We start from the raw sequence: 14,764 nt of genomic DNA, 5'->3' as shown, positions 1-14,764 counted from the left end.
TCATGGCCGGCTTTTCTCCCTGGGCCTTCGCTGTGATTTCATCCCTCATCGTCCCTGATGACGATATGCGTCCTGCCGATGGCGTGCGCCCTGCCGATGGCGCCTACCTCGGGCACGCGCTGCGCGAGCAGCAGATCAGCATCCGGGGGGCGCGCACGCACAACCTCAAGAACATTGACCTGGACATCCCGCGCAACCAGTTGGTGGTGATCACCGGCCTGTCCGGCTCGGGCAAGTCCAGCCTGGCTTTCGACACCTTGTACGCCGAAGGCCAGCGGCGCTATGTGGAAAGCCTGTCGGCCTATGCGCGCCAGTTCCTGGGGCGGCTGGACAAGCCGGATGTCGATCTGATCGAGGGCCTGTCGCCCGCCATCGCCATCGAGCAAAAAGCCAGCAGCCACAACCCGCGCTCCACCGTGGGCACGGTCACCGAGATCCACGACTACCTGCGCCTGCTGTATGCCCGCACCGGGACGCCGTTTTGCCCCGACCATGGCCTGCCGCTGGCGGCGCAGACCGTCAGCCAAATGGTCGACGCCGTGCTGGCCCTGCCCGAGGACACGCGGCTGATGGTGCTGGCCCCGCTGGCGCGCGAGAAAAAGGGCGAGTTCACCGAACTGCTGGCACAGATGCAGGCGCTGGGCTATGTCCGCTTGCGCGTCGATGGGCAGATTTACGAATACGACGACCTGCCGGCGCTGAAAAAGACCGAAAAGCACAGCATCGACGTGGTGATCGACCGCCTGAAAGTGCGCTCCGGAATACAACAACGGCTGGCCGAAAGCCTGGAAGCCGCGCTGCGCGTGGGCGGCGCCGACGGCAACGGACGGGTGCTGGCGCTGGAGATGGATTCGGGCCGGGAGCATCTGTTCAGCGCCCAATTCGCCTGCCCCCTGTGCAACTACGCGCTGGCCGAACTGGAGCCGCGCCTGTTTTCCTTCAACTCCCCGCTGGGCGCCTGCCCGGCCTGCGACGGCATCGGCCAGCGCGAGGAGTTCGACCCGGCGCGGGTGGTGGCTTTCCCTGCGCTCAGCCTGGCCGGCGGCGCCATCAGGGGCTGGGACCGGCGCAACGCTTACTACTTTGCGCTGCTCGAAAGCCTGGCCAGGCATTACGGCTTCGACCTGCAAGCGCCGTTCGAGTCACTGCCGGCCCGGGTGCAGCAGGCCGTGCTGCACGGCTCGGGCCAAGAGCAGATCGCTTTCGACTACATCCTGGACAACGGCCCCGGCAAGGGCGAGACCATCGTCAAAGAGCATGCTTTCGAAGGCATACTGCCGAACATGGCGCGGCGCTACCGCGAGACCGATTCGACGCTGGTGCGCGAAGACCTGGCGCGCTACCGCAGCACCCAGCCCTGCCCCGAATGCCACGGCCTGCGCCTGCGCCGCGAGGCGCGCCATGTCAAGGTCGGCGAGGGTGCGCAGGCCCGTGCCATTCATGACATCAGCCACACCACGCTCAGCGACGCGCAGGCCTGGTTCAAAGCCTTGCGCCTGACCGGCGCCAAGGCCGAAATCGCCGACAAGGTGGTGCGCGAGATCGCCACGCGGCTGCAGTTCCTCAACGATGTGGGCCTGGGCTATCTGAGCCTGGACCGCAGCGCCGAGACACTCTCCGGTGGCGAGGCCCAGCGCATCCGCCTGGCCTCGCAGATCGGCTCGGGCCTGACGGGCGTGATGTATGTGCTCGACGAGCCGAGCATCGGCCTGCACCAGCGCGACAACGCGCGGTTGATTGCCACGCTGCAGCACCTGCGCGACATCGGCAACAGCGTGATCGTGGTCGAGCATGACCAGGACATGATGCGCGCCGCAGACCAGATCATCGACATGGGCCCGGGCGCCGGCGTGCATGGTGGCCGGGTGGTGGCACAAGGCAGCTACGACGCGATATGCCGCCACGCCGAGTCGCTGACCGGCCGCTACCTGGCCGGCAGCCTGTCGATCGCAGTGCCCGGGCGGCGCACGCCCTGGCGGCCGGCGCTGGCGCTGGCGCCGGCACCAGTGGTCGGCAAAGGCCGGCCGCGCTTTCCCGAGACAGCGGCCGGCCAGCGCCGCGCCGAACGCATGGCCGGGCACCATGCCCGCCAGGGCGCGGTGCAAGCACTGCGCGTGATCGGCGCCAGCGGCAACAACCTGCGGCAGGTGAGCGTGGACTTCCCCGTCGGCCTGCTCACCTGCGTGACCGGTGTCTCAGGCTCGGGCAAGAGCACGCTGGTCAACGACACGCTGTACGCCGCCGTGGCACGCCAGATCTACCGCGCGCACGACGAGCCGGCGCCGCATGAGGAGATCGTCGGCATCGAGTATTTCGACAAGGTGATCAACGTCGACCAAAGCCCCATCGGGCGCACGCCGCGCAGCAACCCGGCCACCTACACCGGCCTGTTCACGCCGATCCGCGAACTGATGGCCGAGGTCAACGCCGCCCGGGAACGCGGCTACGGCCCCGGGCGCTTCAGCTTCAACGTGGCCGGCGGCCGCTGCGAGGCCTGCCAGGGCGACGGCGTGGTGAAAGTGGAGATGCATTTCTTGCCCGATGTCTACGTGCCTTGCGACATCTGCAACGGCCAGCGCTACAACCGCGAGACGCTGCAAGTGCTGTGGAAGGGCAAGAACATCGCGCAGATACTGGAACTGACGGTGGAAGACGCGCATGCCTTCTTCAAAGACCAGCCGGCCATCGCGCGCAAGCTGCAAACGCTGCTGGATGTGGGCCTGTCCTACATCCGCCTGGGCCAGGCTGCCACCACGCTGTCGGGCGGCGAGGCGCAGCGCGTGAAACTGGCGCAAGAACTGAGCAAGCGCGACACCGGCCGCACCCTCTACATCCTCGACGAGCCTACCACCGGCCTGCACTTTGCCGACATCGCGCTGCTGCTCAAGGTGCTGCACCAGTTGCGTGACGCGGGCAACACCATCGTCATCATCGAGCACAACCTGGACGTGATCAAAACCGCCGACTGGCTCATCGACATGGGCCCCGAAGGCGGCGCCGGAGGCGGCACCGTGGTCGGCGTGGGCCGGCCCGAGGACCTGGCGGCCAACCCGGCCAGCCATACGGGGCAGCATCTGGCGCAGTGTCTGCGCGCTGCACCCTGATTCCATTGCTGAATCGCTCGTGAATGCGAAGGCGGAGTGCAGAAGAAACCAGCAACCATCTTGAATGACTAAGTCAAACCGCTTCAGCAAGTTCGTTGCGCCAAGGCGACTTGGTGCGAGCGATGGCGTTCAAGATGACCAACAACTTGTGCATGCAGGCGACCAGAGCGACCTTTTTGGGCTTACCGGCGGCCAGCAGCCTTGCATAGAAGGCTTTGAGCACGGGATTGAAGCGCGTGCCTACCAAGGCGGCCACGAACAGCACGCGGCGCACGTCGGCGCGACCACCGAAGATGTGGCGCTGCCCACGCAGCGTGCCCGAGTCCCGATTGATGGGGGCCAAGCCCACCAGCGAGGTGATCTGCTTGCGATTGAGCTGGCCCAACTCGGGCAGTTGCGCCAGCAGCGTGCTGGCCGTGGTGGGACCCACGCCCTTGACCGAGGTCAGCAAGGCCGCCAGATCGGCGTGGTGTGCCAGGACATGCTCCTTGAGCTGCCCGTCCAGGTCGTTGAGTTGCTCGGCAATGGTAGCCATGATCCGCAGGATGCTGGGCTTGGCCTTGGGATGTGCCAGGGCCAGTCGCTGGCGTTCGGCCACCAGCATGGCCACGAGTTGGCGGCGGCGCACCACCAGGGCGGTCAACTCGCGCTGCTGCTCGTCGGCCAGCATGCGCGGCTCGTGACCCTGGGCGTCCAGCAAGGCTGCAAAGCCGCGCAGCGCCTGCGCATCGATGCGATCGGTCTTGGCCAGTTTGCCCATGCAGCGGGCAAAGTCGCGTGCTTGGCGCGGATTGATCACCGACACACGCAAGCCTGCCGCGGACAAGGCAAGCGCCAGGTCCTGCTCGTAGCCGCCAGTGGCCTCCAGCAGCACCAGGCGCGGCGACAGCGGCGCCAGCAGTTGGCACAACTGGGCATGCCCGGCCTCATCGTTGCCAAGACTGAAGGTCTGTGCTTGACCAGTGGTGGCCACCTCGAAGGTGCGCTTGGCCACGTCGATACCTACATAAACGGGTTCACTCATACAAGTCCTGTGGCTCCCAGCCTTATGAATACGAAATGTGTTCGGTCAACCATTCGGGATGCGGCAGAACAAACAGACCACCACCGTGCGCCCTGGGCTGAAATTCGAGCTCGGGCTCGCAGGAGACACAGGCTGCACGGTGGTGAGTCAACCAGTTCAGCAATCAAGGCTGGCAACCACGCCTTGACCACTGAAGTTTGAATGATCTGAAAGATATAAGGAGACAGACCATGAGAAAGCACCTGCAGGGCGTCGATCACGCTGTCATCGCCGTCGCTGACCTCGACCGCGCCCAGGCCGATTTCGAACACCTCGGTTTCACACTGACGCCACGCGGCCGCCATACGAAGGGCTCGGAGAATCATTGCGCGATGTTCCCCGACGACTATTTCGAGCTTCTGGCGGTCCCGGTCGATCACCCCGCAACCCGCTATTACAGCGACTTCCTGCGCCAGGGCGACGGTCTGGCGGCGGTGGCACTGAAAACCGACGACGCGGCCGCCTTTCACGCCGAAATGAACGAGGCCGGAATCGGTTGCGAGGCGCCGGTCGATTTCTCGCGCCCGGTCGTCTTGCCGGAAGGTGTGCGCGATGCGGCTTTCCGCATCGCGCAGGTCGACGTCGCCGAAACGCCAGGCGGGCGCCTTTTCGTTTGCCAGCACTTCACGCGCGATGTCGTCTGGCGTCCGCAATACCTGCGCCATGCCAACGGGGCCATCGGACTTCAGTCGATCAGCATCGCCTCCGACCAAGCACGGTTTGCCGCAGTGTGCGGCGCCTACGAACGATTTTTTGACCTGGCCGGACAGCGCTGCGCCAACCTCCCGACATGCCTGATGGCCACCGGAAATACGAATACGCCCATCCGGATACTGGCGCCGTCCGCTCTTGCCGCGACCTATCCGTGCGCGCGGGCGCCAGCGCGTCGCCTGCCCTGTTTCGCCGCACTGCATTTTCGCGTGACGGCCATTGGCCCGACGCAGCAGTTTTTCGATCAGACCGGCATCGCCTACACGGCGCAGCCCGACGGATCGCTCGCCGTAGACGCGCCCGTCAGCCACGGCCTGATCATCGTCTTTACCCCCGGTCCCGCGATTGAAACGGGCCATCATGCCAACGCCATTGCTGGTCTACGGTGATTCGCGCGCAGCCTTTGTGCAGCAAATGACCACGCACCAAGCCATGTGGATGGCCCAGGCCCGAGGACCCAGGCCGCCGGTTTGCGGCTTGTGAGACCAACGCGCGGACATTTGCAATCCGGGTTCCGGCGCCGAAGGCTCTTGGGGCATACGGCACCCTGGCGCAGGCAGTCGGGTTCCGGGCGGTTCAAGCCTGCGGGCAGCGCAAATCGGCGATCCGGAATTCAAATCGTCGATACATCAGCGCTGGCTTGGTGGTCGGCGGGCATAAAATGGGCCGAAATTGCTGATGGCAAGAATTCATTCCTGTTTCATTGCTTTCGGGTCTGTGTGCCAGGAAACCAATCTTCTGAAGGAAGCAGCCTGACCATGCGCCTTTTGCACTATCTCGACATTGAAAATTTCAAACGCTTCGGCAAACGCCAGCGCATCGAACTAAACCACCCTGCCGTGCTGATCGGGCCCAACAACTGCGGCAAAACCAGTGCCATTCAGGCGCTGGCTTTGTGGTCGCAGGGCGTCAAAACCTGGTATGACGCGCGCCGGGATTCTTCCGCCAAGCAACGCACAGCCACCTCGCTGAACCGGCTCAATATAGTGGCCGTACCGGTGCAACGGACGCGCTTTTTCTGGCACGACACACAGGTGCGCAAGGGGACCAAGGACATTGCGCTGGTCATCACCGTGGGTGTCGAGTTCGAAGGGAAGGTCGTGGCTTTGCCCATGCGCTTTCGCAACCAGGGCGACGATCTCGTCTATTGCACGCCGGATACATCGGTTATTGCGAACATGGAACTCATGGCCCACGCCGCATCCCTCAAGGTGGAGTTGCTCTACCCGATGTCCGGGCTGGACACGGAGGAGCCGATCTTGCAGCCTGGCCGAGTGGACGTGCTGCTGGGCCAAGGCCGCACTGCGGATGTGCTGCGCAATCTGTGCCTGTCGGTAGTGCAATCGTCGAAGGAAGATTGGCAGCGTGTCACCGACTTGATGAAACGCTTATTCAATGTGGTGCTGGAAGTGCCACGGGGAACCACGCGAGGCAGTATCGGGATGGGCTACCGCCAGCCGGGCGTGAAGGAAGTGCTGGACATTTCATCCGCCGGGCGCGGTTTTTTGCAGATGCTGCTGGTGTTCGCCTACCTTTTTTCACATAAACGCAGCGTGCTGTTGGTGGACGAGCCGGACGCGCATCTGGAAATTCTGCGGCAAAAACAGGTGTACGTGCTGCTGCGCGACATTGCCAGCGAGAACCAATCACAAGTGGTGCTGGTGACGCACTCCGAGGTCATCCTGGATGAGGCATTGGACAATAACCTGACCCTGCTGCTGGAAGGCCGAGCGGACGATCTGGCGAAAAAGCCGGATATACACGACAGTCTGAAGCATTTCGGCGCAGAGCATTATATAAAGGCACGCGAGCGGGGTTATGCCCTGTACGTGGTCGGACCTGCGAAATTCATTTCGCTATCGCAGCGAACCGCGCGGCGGCGCGTGATGGCGTGATTTCGTTGGATGCGAAGAAGTGGGGGACGCCGATGAGCGTGCGCAGCAAGGCGATCAGGCGCAATAAAAGGCCCTTGAGCCCGAGGCGCATGATGGCGCGCAGCAGCCAGCGGATGTTGTAGCCCGCCGCACACAGCACTGCATGCAGCGCGTCACCGGTGGCACCCTGCAGCCAGCACCGATCCATCCCGTTGTCGTGCTTCAGGTGTCCGATGGTGGGCTCCACCGCCTGCCTTCGCTTGAGCCAGCGGCGCTGGGCATCGGTCAAGGACTTGAAGCGCCCCCGATGAATGATCTGGATGCCCGGATTGGCTGCGTCCACGCCCCGGAACCCCAGGTCCACCACTGCCTGCTTCGGGCTGGCGCCCGTGTCCTCCGTCAGGATCTTGACCTGCTCGAGTTGCTCGGCCAGCGTGTGGCCGTCATACGGGTTGCCCGTGAAGCTGCGCGCACCGACCACCAGCCCCTGCTTGTGCGTGACGGCCACGCTGACCTTCACGCCAAACTCGTAAGGCCGGCGCGCCTTCCCCTTGCCGATGCACTCAACTTCGGGCGCGTGCAATGCATAGAGTTTGTTCTTGTCCTTCGGGCGCTGGGTGCGAATGCGCTCGGCGCGGCCCATCAGTGCGCGCAAGCGATCGACGGCAGGCACCGATGTCGCAGGCAACTTGCAAAGCTTGCGCTGCACTTCGCGCAGCACGATACCCAGTACCGTGCGCTGGCGCTTGAGCACCTTCTTCAAGCGCTTGAACTGCTTGGCGTGGGCGTAGCCGCCAGCCCTGCGGCGCAGGTTCTTGCCTTCCTTGGCGAAGGTCTGCTTCAGCGCGATGCCCGCGCGCTTGGCGGCAGCCACCACCTTGGCGCGGGCGATCTCCAGCAGGCGGGAGTCCACGGGGTGGGCGATGGCCTTCTCCTGGACGGTGGTATCCACGATCACGCGCTCGAACTCGGCCGGCTTGATCGCCTTGGAGGCCACCGCAGTGTCGATGGTGGCCTTCAGGAGTTCCTCGACACCGGCCTCGCCCAGGATCGAGCGGAAGCGCCCGATCTGGGTGGCGTCGCAGGGCAGGCGTGGCTCGTAGAAGGTCATGCCGCTGAAGAACTGCCACTGCACGTTCTCGGCCCAGCGCTCGACCAGTTCCTCGTCGCTGAGCTTGTAGACGTGCTTCAGATACAGCAGGCTGGCCATGAGGCGCAGGGGAAGACGCGGGCGGCCCGCGGCGGCGACACCGGCGCCCGCGACCTGGAGCGAAGGGCCGAAGAGATCGTCGTGTTCCAGAACTCGACCGGCACGGACCCGACGCGCGAAATAAGGTGCCAGTGCCGCTTCGATCTGCGTCCAGGGAAGACGGCTCGCCAGCACCGCCAGCGGGTGGCGCAAGTCGATCATCTCGGCCAGACGGGAGCGGAAGAAATCAGCCGTGTCGGTGGGCTCGGGCATTGCGCAAATCTCTCAGGAATCAGCTGCCTGTTCAACGAATCCTGGGAGATTCGGTGGACCACAAAGAGTCAAAAATCCAGCATTCATGCGGGTCGCAGAGAATTTGCAGGGCCGACTACGTGGGAGGCGGCACCGACGTGGACATGCTGCGGGCCTTGGCCGAACGCATGGGGCACCCGGTGGCCTCCATCTGGGACGAGCGCATCAATACGTTTTATGTTCAAAACAACTACCCGCAGCAGGATACCCAGGCCGAGTTGGAACGTGTCCAAGGCGGATTTGGCGTGGCGCCGCGTGAGCACTTCAATGGGCTGCGCAATCTGTTGCCCGATCTGAAAGGTCTGGCCATACTCGATAACGATGGACAGAATCGGCAAGATCGCAATGAAGGTGCGTTGGAAACAAGATATTGGCGGCGTTATGAAGTGGAGAACTATTTCATAACCCCGGATCTGTTGCGCACCTATGCCCGGAACGAATACCCATCTGACGATTCGTTGGCTGACGAGACGCACTCGTCGATTGAAGAAGCCTTGGCCGAAGTCATCACAGAGCAGGTTTTCGATGGCGCACGGAACGATTACCAAGCCTGGACCAACTCTCCTCCCGACGCCATGCGTTTGGTGTGGGAGGCCAAGACCGAGCGGCGAAAGCTAAGCACGGTGGCGGAAGAATTTTTCAGAAAATTGGCAGCCAGGATGGGCGGGGCGATGCTGTTGACCAAAGGCGAACTGCACCGTTTGGTGCCGCTCGCACCGACAGCAGGTTTGTCGTCAGAAATCACGCAGAAACTCGATTGCTTGGCGGTACTGTTTGCCGTGGGACAAATGCGGGATGAGACAGTCACTTCGGGCGGTGCTGATGTCGGCACCCTTGCCACAGACCCCGGGAACGGCTGATTGGATTGCATTCCTGAATCATGCGTGCGCTTCGTCGGCGTCGCTTGCCGTACATGGGTGCTACCTGCGCTTCGCCTTTGCGTTCGCGAACGATTTGGAAATGGAATTCGGCATGGCCGCCCCGATCCTGGCCGGGTCGAGGGCTGGGGCAGGCTGTCTTTTCAACGCTTGCGATCGCGTTCGTCTTCGGGCCAGGCGGACAAGGTGGTGGTGTGCATGTTGGAAAACTCCTGTAATGCAGCCACAACGTGGTCGATTCATGGTCCGTTGACTGTGGCTCCAGAAATTTCTTCGAGCGCGGCAGAAATTTCCAGCCAGCGCTCTTCCAGCCGGGCGGTCTCGGCGTTTGCGGCTTTCAGGCGCCGGCCGCAGGCGGCGATTTCGGTGGCGGGCAGGGCCTGGTTGAGCTTTTGCTCCAGTGCCGACCGTTCGGTGGACAAAAGCGCCAGGCGCTGGTCGATCTGTTGCAGTTGCTGGTTCAGTGGGCGGGTCTTGTCGGCCAGTTGCTGGCGCGCCTGGGCGTCGAGCTTGCGCTGGGTTGCCGCAGCGGCGGTGTGTCGGGTTACCGCAGGGTCGGTGTGTCGGGTTGCCGGGGCGGCAATGGGGGCCGCCGTTGCTTCGGCGCGCACGGAGGTCTCCGGTGCCAGCCGCGCCTGTTCGCGCAGCCGCTTGGCTTCGTCGAGCAGATAGCGCTGGTAGTCGTCCAGATCGCCGTCGAATGGCGCCACCACGCCCCGGCCGACCAGCCAGAATTCATCGCAGACGGCGCGCAACAGGGCGCGGTCATGGCTGACCAGGAGCACGGTGCCTTCGAATTCGTTCAGCGCCATCGTCAGCGCCTCGCGTGTGGCCAGGTCCAGGTGGTTGGTGGGTTCGTCGAGCAGCAGCAGGTTGGGGCGTTGCCAGACGATCATGGCCAGCACCAGGCGGGCTTTTTCGCCGCCGCTCATGGTGCCCACGGTCTGCCGAACCATGTCGCCCGAGAAGTTGAAGCGGCCCAGGTGGTTGCGCAGGTCTTGTTCGCGGGCGGGTTCGCGGCTGCCGGGGCCGATGTCCTTGGCCAGGCGGAGCATGTGCGCGAGCGGGTCGTCGGCCGGGCGCAGCAGGTCCAGCTCCTGCTGGGCAAAGTAGCCGATCACCAGGCCCTTGCCCTCGGTGATCTGGCCCGCCAGCGGTTGCATGGCGCGCGCAATGGTCTTGACCAGTGTCGATTTGCCCTGGCCGTTGGCCCCCAGGATGCCGATGCGCTGCCCGGCCAGCACCGAGCGGTTGACATGGCGCAAGACGGTGTTTGCCGTGCGGTCCTGGCCGGTGTAGCCGAACGCAGCGTCGGCGATGGCCAGCATCGGGTTGGGCAGTTGGCCAGGCTCTTTGAACCCGAAGCTGAAGTCGGCGCTGGCCAGCATCGGTGCGATCTTTTCCATGCGCTCGAGCGCCTTGACGCGGCTTTGCGCCTGCCGGGCCTTGCTGGCCTTGGCCTTGAAGCGGTCTATGAATTTTTGCAGGTGGGCGATCCGGTCTTGCTGCTTGGCCCACGAGGCTTGTTGCAGTTCCAACTGCTGGGTTCGCAGTTCTTCGAAACGGCTGTAGTTGCCGCCGTAGCGTGTGATCCGGGCGTTGTCGATGTGCAGCGTGACTTCGGTGATGGCGTCGAGGAATTCCCGGTCGTGGCTGATGACGATCAGCGTTCCGGTGTAGCGCTTGAGCCAGGTTTCGAGCCATACCAGCGCGTCCAGGTCCAGGTGGTTGGTGGGTTCGTCGAGCAGCAGCAGATCGGAGGGGCTCATCAGCGCGCGCGCCAGTTGCAAGCGCATGCGCCAACCGCCCGAGAAGCTGTTCACGGGTTGGTCGAGCTCGGCCAGTTTGAAGCCCAGCCCGAGGATCAGCGCTTGCGCGCGCGGCCGGGCGTCATGTTCGCCGGCGTCGGTCAGGTCGCCATATGCGTGGGCGATGGCCATGCCATCGCCGTCGGCCTGGGCTTTTTCCAGCGCCGCGCGCAGTTCGGTCAGGCGGCTGTCGCCGCGCAGCACGAAATCGGTGGCCGGCTCGGCGGTCTCCGGCATGGTCTGCTCCACCTGCGCCATGCGCCATTGGGGCGGGATGAACAAATCGCCCGCGTCTTCGTGCAACTGGCGGGTCAGCAAGGCCAGGAGCGTGGATTTGCCGGCGCCGTTGCGGCCGACCAGGCCGATGCTCTCGCCGGGGTTGATGCTGACGCAGACCTGGTCCAGCAGTAGCTTGCTGCCACGGCGCAGGCTGAGGTTTTTGAGGGTGATCATCAGGAGCAGAAAAACAGGGCCAGGGCCTGCCTGGTCAGCAGCAGCACCTGGTCCGGGCCGGCGCTGGTGGCCAGCCAGTGCACGGGGTGCTGCGCGAACGCGGCTTCAAAGCCGGGCCGTTCATTGCCGATTTCCAAAACCAGCACCGCATTGTCGCTCATGCAGGCTGCGGCGGTTCTGAGCAGCGGACGGATGAAGTCCATGCCGTCAGCGCCGCCGGCCAGCGCGAGCCGGGGTTCGGCGCGGTATTCGGCGGGCAGGGCTGCCATGCTGGCCGCATTCACATAGGGTGGATTGCACAGGATCAGGTCCCAGGGACCGGGCAGGGCGGACAGGCCGTCCGACAGTTGCAGTGCGATGCGCTGCTGCAAGCCATGCCGCTCGACGTTGATGCGGGCAACGGCCAGGGCCTCGGGCGAAATATCGGCGCCGGTCACTTGCACCTCGGGCCAGGCCAGCGCGGCCAGCACTGCCAGGCTGCCATTGCCGGTGCACAGGTCGAGCACCTGGCGGGTGTGCGCGCCCAGGAATTCGTCGACGCTGCCGTCGGCCAGCAGTTCGGCGATCAGGCTGCGCGGCACGATGGCGCGCTCGTCGATGTAGAACGCCACGCCCTGCAACCAGGCCTCGCGCGTCAGATAGGCGGCGGGTTTGCGGCTGTGCATGCGTTCTTCGAAAAGTGCGGCAAGCTGCGCAAGCTGCGCCTGCGTCACCGGCTGGTTCTTCAAGGCCGACAGGTCGCTGTCCAGCGGCAGGCCCAGGCGCCAGAGCACCAGCCATGCGGCCTCGTCATGCGCATTGGTGGTGCCATGGCCGAAGGACAGGCCCGCCGCCGCCAACTGTCGCGCGCCGGTTTCGACCACGGCGCCAATGGTGCCGTCGACCATTTCGCCGATGGCGCCGCCGGCGATTTTGCCAATGATGGCGCCGGCGGTGGCTGCCTGCCGCCCCCTCATGCCGGCATCGTCGCTGCGGCCAATGCCTGCGCTTGCAGGTTTTCCAGTGTGCGGCGGTAGATGTTCTTGAGCGCTTCGATGTCGGTCAGCAGCACATGCTCGTCGATCTTGTGGACGCTGGCGTTGGGCGGGCCGAGTTCGATCACCTGCGGGCAGATGTGGGCAATGAAGCGGCCGTCGCTGGTGCCGCCGGTGGTCGAGAGCGCGGCGCTCAGCCCGGTTTCGGCGCTGATCGCTTGCTCGACGGCTTGCAGCAGTTCGCCCGGCGTGGTCAGAAACGGCTGGCCGCCCAGCGTCCAGTGCAGTTCGTAGCTCAGGCCGTGGCGTTCGAGCAGTTGCTGCACATGTCGTTGCAGACCTTCGGCGCACGATTGCGTGGAGAAGCGGAAGTTGAAGTCCAGCACCATCTCGCCGGGAATCACGTTGGTGGCGCCGGTGCCTGCGTGCAGGTTGCTGATCTGCCAACTGGTGGGCGGGAAGAATTCATTGCCCTGGTCCCACTCGGTGGCGGCCAACTCCGCCAGGGCGGGCAGGGCCTGGTGGATCGGGTTGCGTGCCAGTTGCGGATAGGCGATATGCCCCTGTATGCCGCGCACGAGCAGCCGGCCGCTGAGCGTGCCGCGCCTGCCGTTCTTGACCATGTCGCCGGTTTTTTCGACGGCGGTGGGTTCGCCGACGATGCAGTAGTCGATGCTGTCGCCGCGTGCCTTGAGTTGCTCGACCACCACCCGGGTGCCGTCTACCGAGGGGCCTTCCTCGTCGCTGGTCAGCAGCAGCGCCAGAGCGATACGGGGCTCGGGCGTGGCCGCCAGGAATTCTTCGAGCGCCACGATGAAAGCGGCAATCGAGGTCTTCATGTCGCTGGCGCCACGGCCATAGAGCCGGCCATCCCTGCGGGTGGGCAAAAACGGGTTGCTGCTCCACTGCTCCAGTGGGCCGGTGGGTACGACATCGGTGTGGCCCGCGAAGACGATGGTTTTGACTGCCGTTTTGCTGGCGTCATGCGCATCCGGCACCTGCGCAACGGGCCGTTTTGCCCATAGGTTGCTGACGCGCTGCCGGGCCGGGCCGCTGTCCATGCGCTCGCAGACGAAGCCCAGCGGCGCCAGCCTGGCGGCCAGCAGATCAAGGCAGCCCGCGTCATCGGGGGTGATCGAAGGCCGGGCAATGAGCTGTTCGGCCAGGTGCAGGGTGCGGGTCATCGGTCAGGACATCGGTCAGGAAGAAGGCTCAGGCATCGGGCGAGTCGTCGAGCACGATCTCGGTGAATGTGGGCTGGTCGTCGGGCACATGCTCGCGTGCCTGTATTTGGGCACGGGCGGCCTTGTCCGCCAGCGAGAAGTCATTTTGCAGGCGCCACATCAGGTTGGCCGGCGAGTCGGCATGGGCCAGGCCCTCCTTGCGTTCTATCTTGCCTGCCATGACCAGTTTGGCCAATGCCGCCTCGAAGGTTTGCGAGCCTTCGGCGATGGACTTTTCCATGGCTTCCTTGACGCCGAAGAAGTCGCCTTTTTCCACCAGATCGGCGATCAGACTGGTGTTGAGCAGGACTTCCACCGCCGGCACGCGGCGGGTGTCGAGGGTGCGCAGCAGGCGCTGCGACACGATGGCCCGCAGCGCAAAGGCCAGGTCGCCGAGCATCGTGGGCCGCACTTCGACCGGATAAAAGGACAGGATGCGGTTGAGCGCGTGGTAGCTGTTGCTGGCGTGCAGCGTCGACAGGCACAGGTGGCCCGACTGGGCATAGGCAATAGCGGCCGTCATGGTTTCGCGGTCGCGGATTTCGCCGATCAGGATCACATCCGGGGCCTGGCGCAGCGCGTTCTTCAAGGCGATTTGCAGCGACTGGGTGTCAGCGCCTACCTCGCGCTGGTTGATGATCGACTTCTTGTTGTGGAAGCGGTATTCCACCGGGTCTTCGATGGTCAGGATATGGCCCCGCAGATAGGTGTTGCGGCTGTCTATCATCGATGCCAGCGTGGTGCTCTTGCCCGAGCCCGAGGCGCCTGCCAGCAGGATCAGGCCGCGCTTTTCCATGATCAGGTCGCGCAGCACCGGGGGCAGGTTCAGCGAGTCGAAATCCGGGACCTGTTGCGTGATGAAGCGGATCACCACCGCGTAGCTGCCGCTTTGGCGCATGGCGCTGATGCGAAAGCGCCCGACACCGTCCAACGGCAGGCCCATGTTGAGCTCGCCGGTTTCTTCCAATTCTTCGATGCGGTTCGGGGGCAGTATTTCGGACAGCAGGTTGCGCGGCGCATCGGTGGGCAGGATCTGGTTGTTGATCGGCATGCACTCGCCGTTGATCTTGAGCAGCGCCGGTGCATTGGCCGACAGGAAAACATCCGAGGCGCCTTTCTCGTTCATCAGGCGCAAAATCCGCTCCATCGTGCCCATGACCGTACCCTCCGGTTGC

10 protein-coding genes are annotated in these 14,764 nt (G+C 64.3%); 4 read left to right on the top strand and 6 right to left on the bottom strand.

The annotated features are described in order from the left end of the window. The first annotated feature begins 65 nt into the window (after window positions 1–65). Window positions 66–3,104, top strand: a complete 3,039-nt coding sequence (gene uvrA / locus VEIS_RS01420; RefSeq protein ID WP_011808094.1) for an excinuclease ABC subunit UvrA — start codon at window positions 66–68, stop codon at window positions 3,102–3,104. A gap of 73 nt (window positions 3,105–3,177) precedes the next feature. On the opposite strand, the gene VEIS_RS01415 is transcribed toward uvrA, so the two are convergent. Next, window positions 3,178–4,128 carry an IS110 family RNA-guided transposase gene (locus tag VEIS_RS01415; protein WP_011808093.1) on the bottom strand — a complete coding sequence of 317 codons (951 nt, stop codon included), beginning with the start codon at window positions 4,126–4,128 and terminating at the stop codon, window positions 3,178–3,180. A gap of 230 nt (window positions 4,129–4,358) precedes the next feature. Here VEIS_RS01415 and VEIS_RS01410 point away from each other — a divergent pair, with 230 nt between their 5' ends. Further along, window positions 4,359–5,267: a VOC family protein gene (locus VEIS_RS01410; protein ID WP_011808092.1), complete on the top strand. Its 909-nt coding sequence runs from the start codon at window positions 4,359–4,361 to the stop codon at window positions 5,265–5,267. Between the two features lie 369 nt (window positions 5,268–5,636). Beyond that, complete coding sequence (locus VEIS_RS01405; protein ID WP_011808091.1) at window positions 5,637–6,773, top strand: AAA family ATPase; 1,137 nt, start codon at window positions 5,637–5,639, stop codon at window positions 6,771–6,773. Here VEIS_RS01405 and VEIS_RS01400 read toward each other — a convergent pair. Then, window positions 6,727–8,214, bottom strand: coding sequence for an IS5-like element ISVei5 family transposase (locus tag VEIS_RS01400; protein ID WP_011807917.1), 1,488 nt, complete (start codon window positions 8,212–8,214; stop codon window positions 6,727–6,729). The genes VEIS_RS01405 and VEIS_RS01400 overlap by 47 nt on opposite strands. Window positions 8,215–8,267: 53 nt before the next feature. Between VEIS_RS01400 and VEIS_RS01395 the strand changes: the two genes are divergently transcribed. Next, window positions 8,268–9,113: a hypothetical protein gene (locus tag VEIS_RS01395; protein ID WP_011808090.1), complete on the top strand. Its 846-nt coding sequence runs from the start codon at window positions 8,268–8,270 to the stop codon at window positions 9,111–9,113. Window positions 9,114–9,370: 257 nt separating this feature from the next. On the opposite strand, the gene VEIS_RS01390 is transcribed toward VEIS_RS01395, so the two are convergent. From VEIS_RS01390 to VEIS_RS01375, 4 genes are all read right to left on the bottom strand, one after another. Beyond that, window positions 9,371–11,392, bottom strand: coding sequence for an ABC-F family ATP-binding cassette domain-containing protein (locus tag VEIS_RS01390; protein ID WP_011808089.1), 2,022 nt, complete (start codon window positions 11,390–11,392; stop codon window positions 9,371–9,373). Beyond that, window positions 11,392–12,279: a 50S ribosomal protein L3 N(5)-glutamine methyltransferase gene (gene prmB / locus VEIS_RS01385; protein ID WP_041950394.1), complete on the bottom strand. Its 888-nt coding sequence runs from the start codon at window positions 12,277–12,279 to the stop codon at window positions 11,392–11,394. The genes VEIS_RS01390 and prmB overlap by 1 nt, the downstream gene beginning before the upstream one ends. Before the next feature lie 65 nt (window positions 12,280–12,344). After that, on the bottom strand, window positions 12,345–13,550 hold the full coding sequence (gene dapE, locus VEIS_RS01380; RefSeq protein ID WP_011808087.1) for a succinyl-diaminopimelate desuccinylase: 1,206 nt from the start codon (window positions 13,548–13,550) through the stop codon (window positions 12,345–12,347). Window positions 13,551–13,578: 28 nt separating this feature from the next. Next, window positions 13,579–14,745 carry a PilT/PilU family type 4a pilus ATPase gene (locus VEIS_RS01375; RefSeq protein ID WP_011808086.1) on the bottom strand — a complete coding sequence of 389 codons (1,167 nt, stop codon included), beginning with the start codon at window positions 14,743–14,745 and terminating at the stop codon, window positions 13,579–13,581. Window positions 14,746–14,764: the final 19 nt, after the last annotated feature.

The sequence above is a fragment of the Verminephrobacter eiseniae EF01-2 genome, from assembly GCF_000015565.1.
In the GTDB taxonomy this organism is placed as follows: domain Bacteria; phylum Pseudomonadota; class Gammaproteobacteria; order Burkholderiales; family Burkholderiaceae_C; genus Acidovorax; species Acidovorax eiseniae.
The sequence above is the reverse complement of the archived record's forward strand: the minus strand, read 5'-3'. Positions and strand labels throughout refer to the sequence as shown.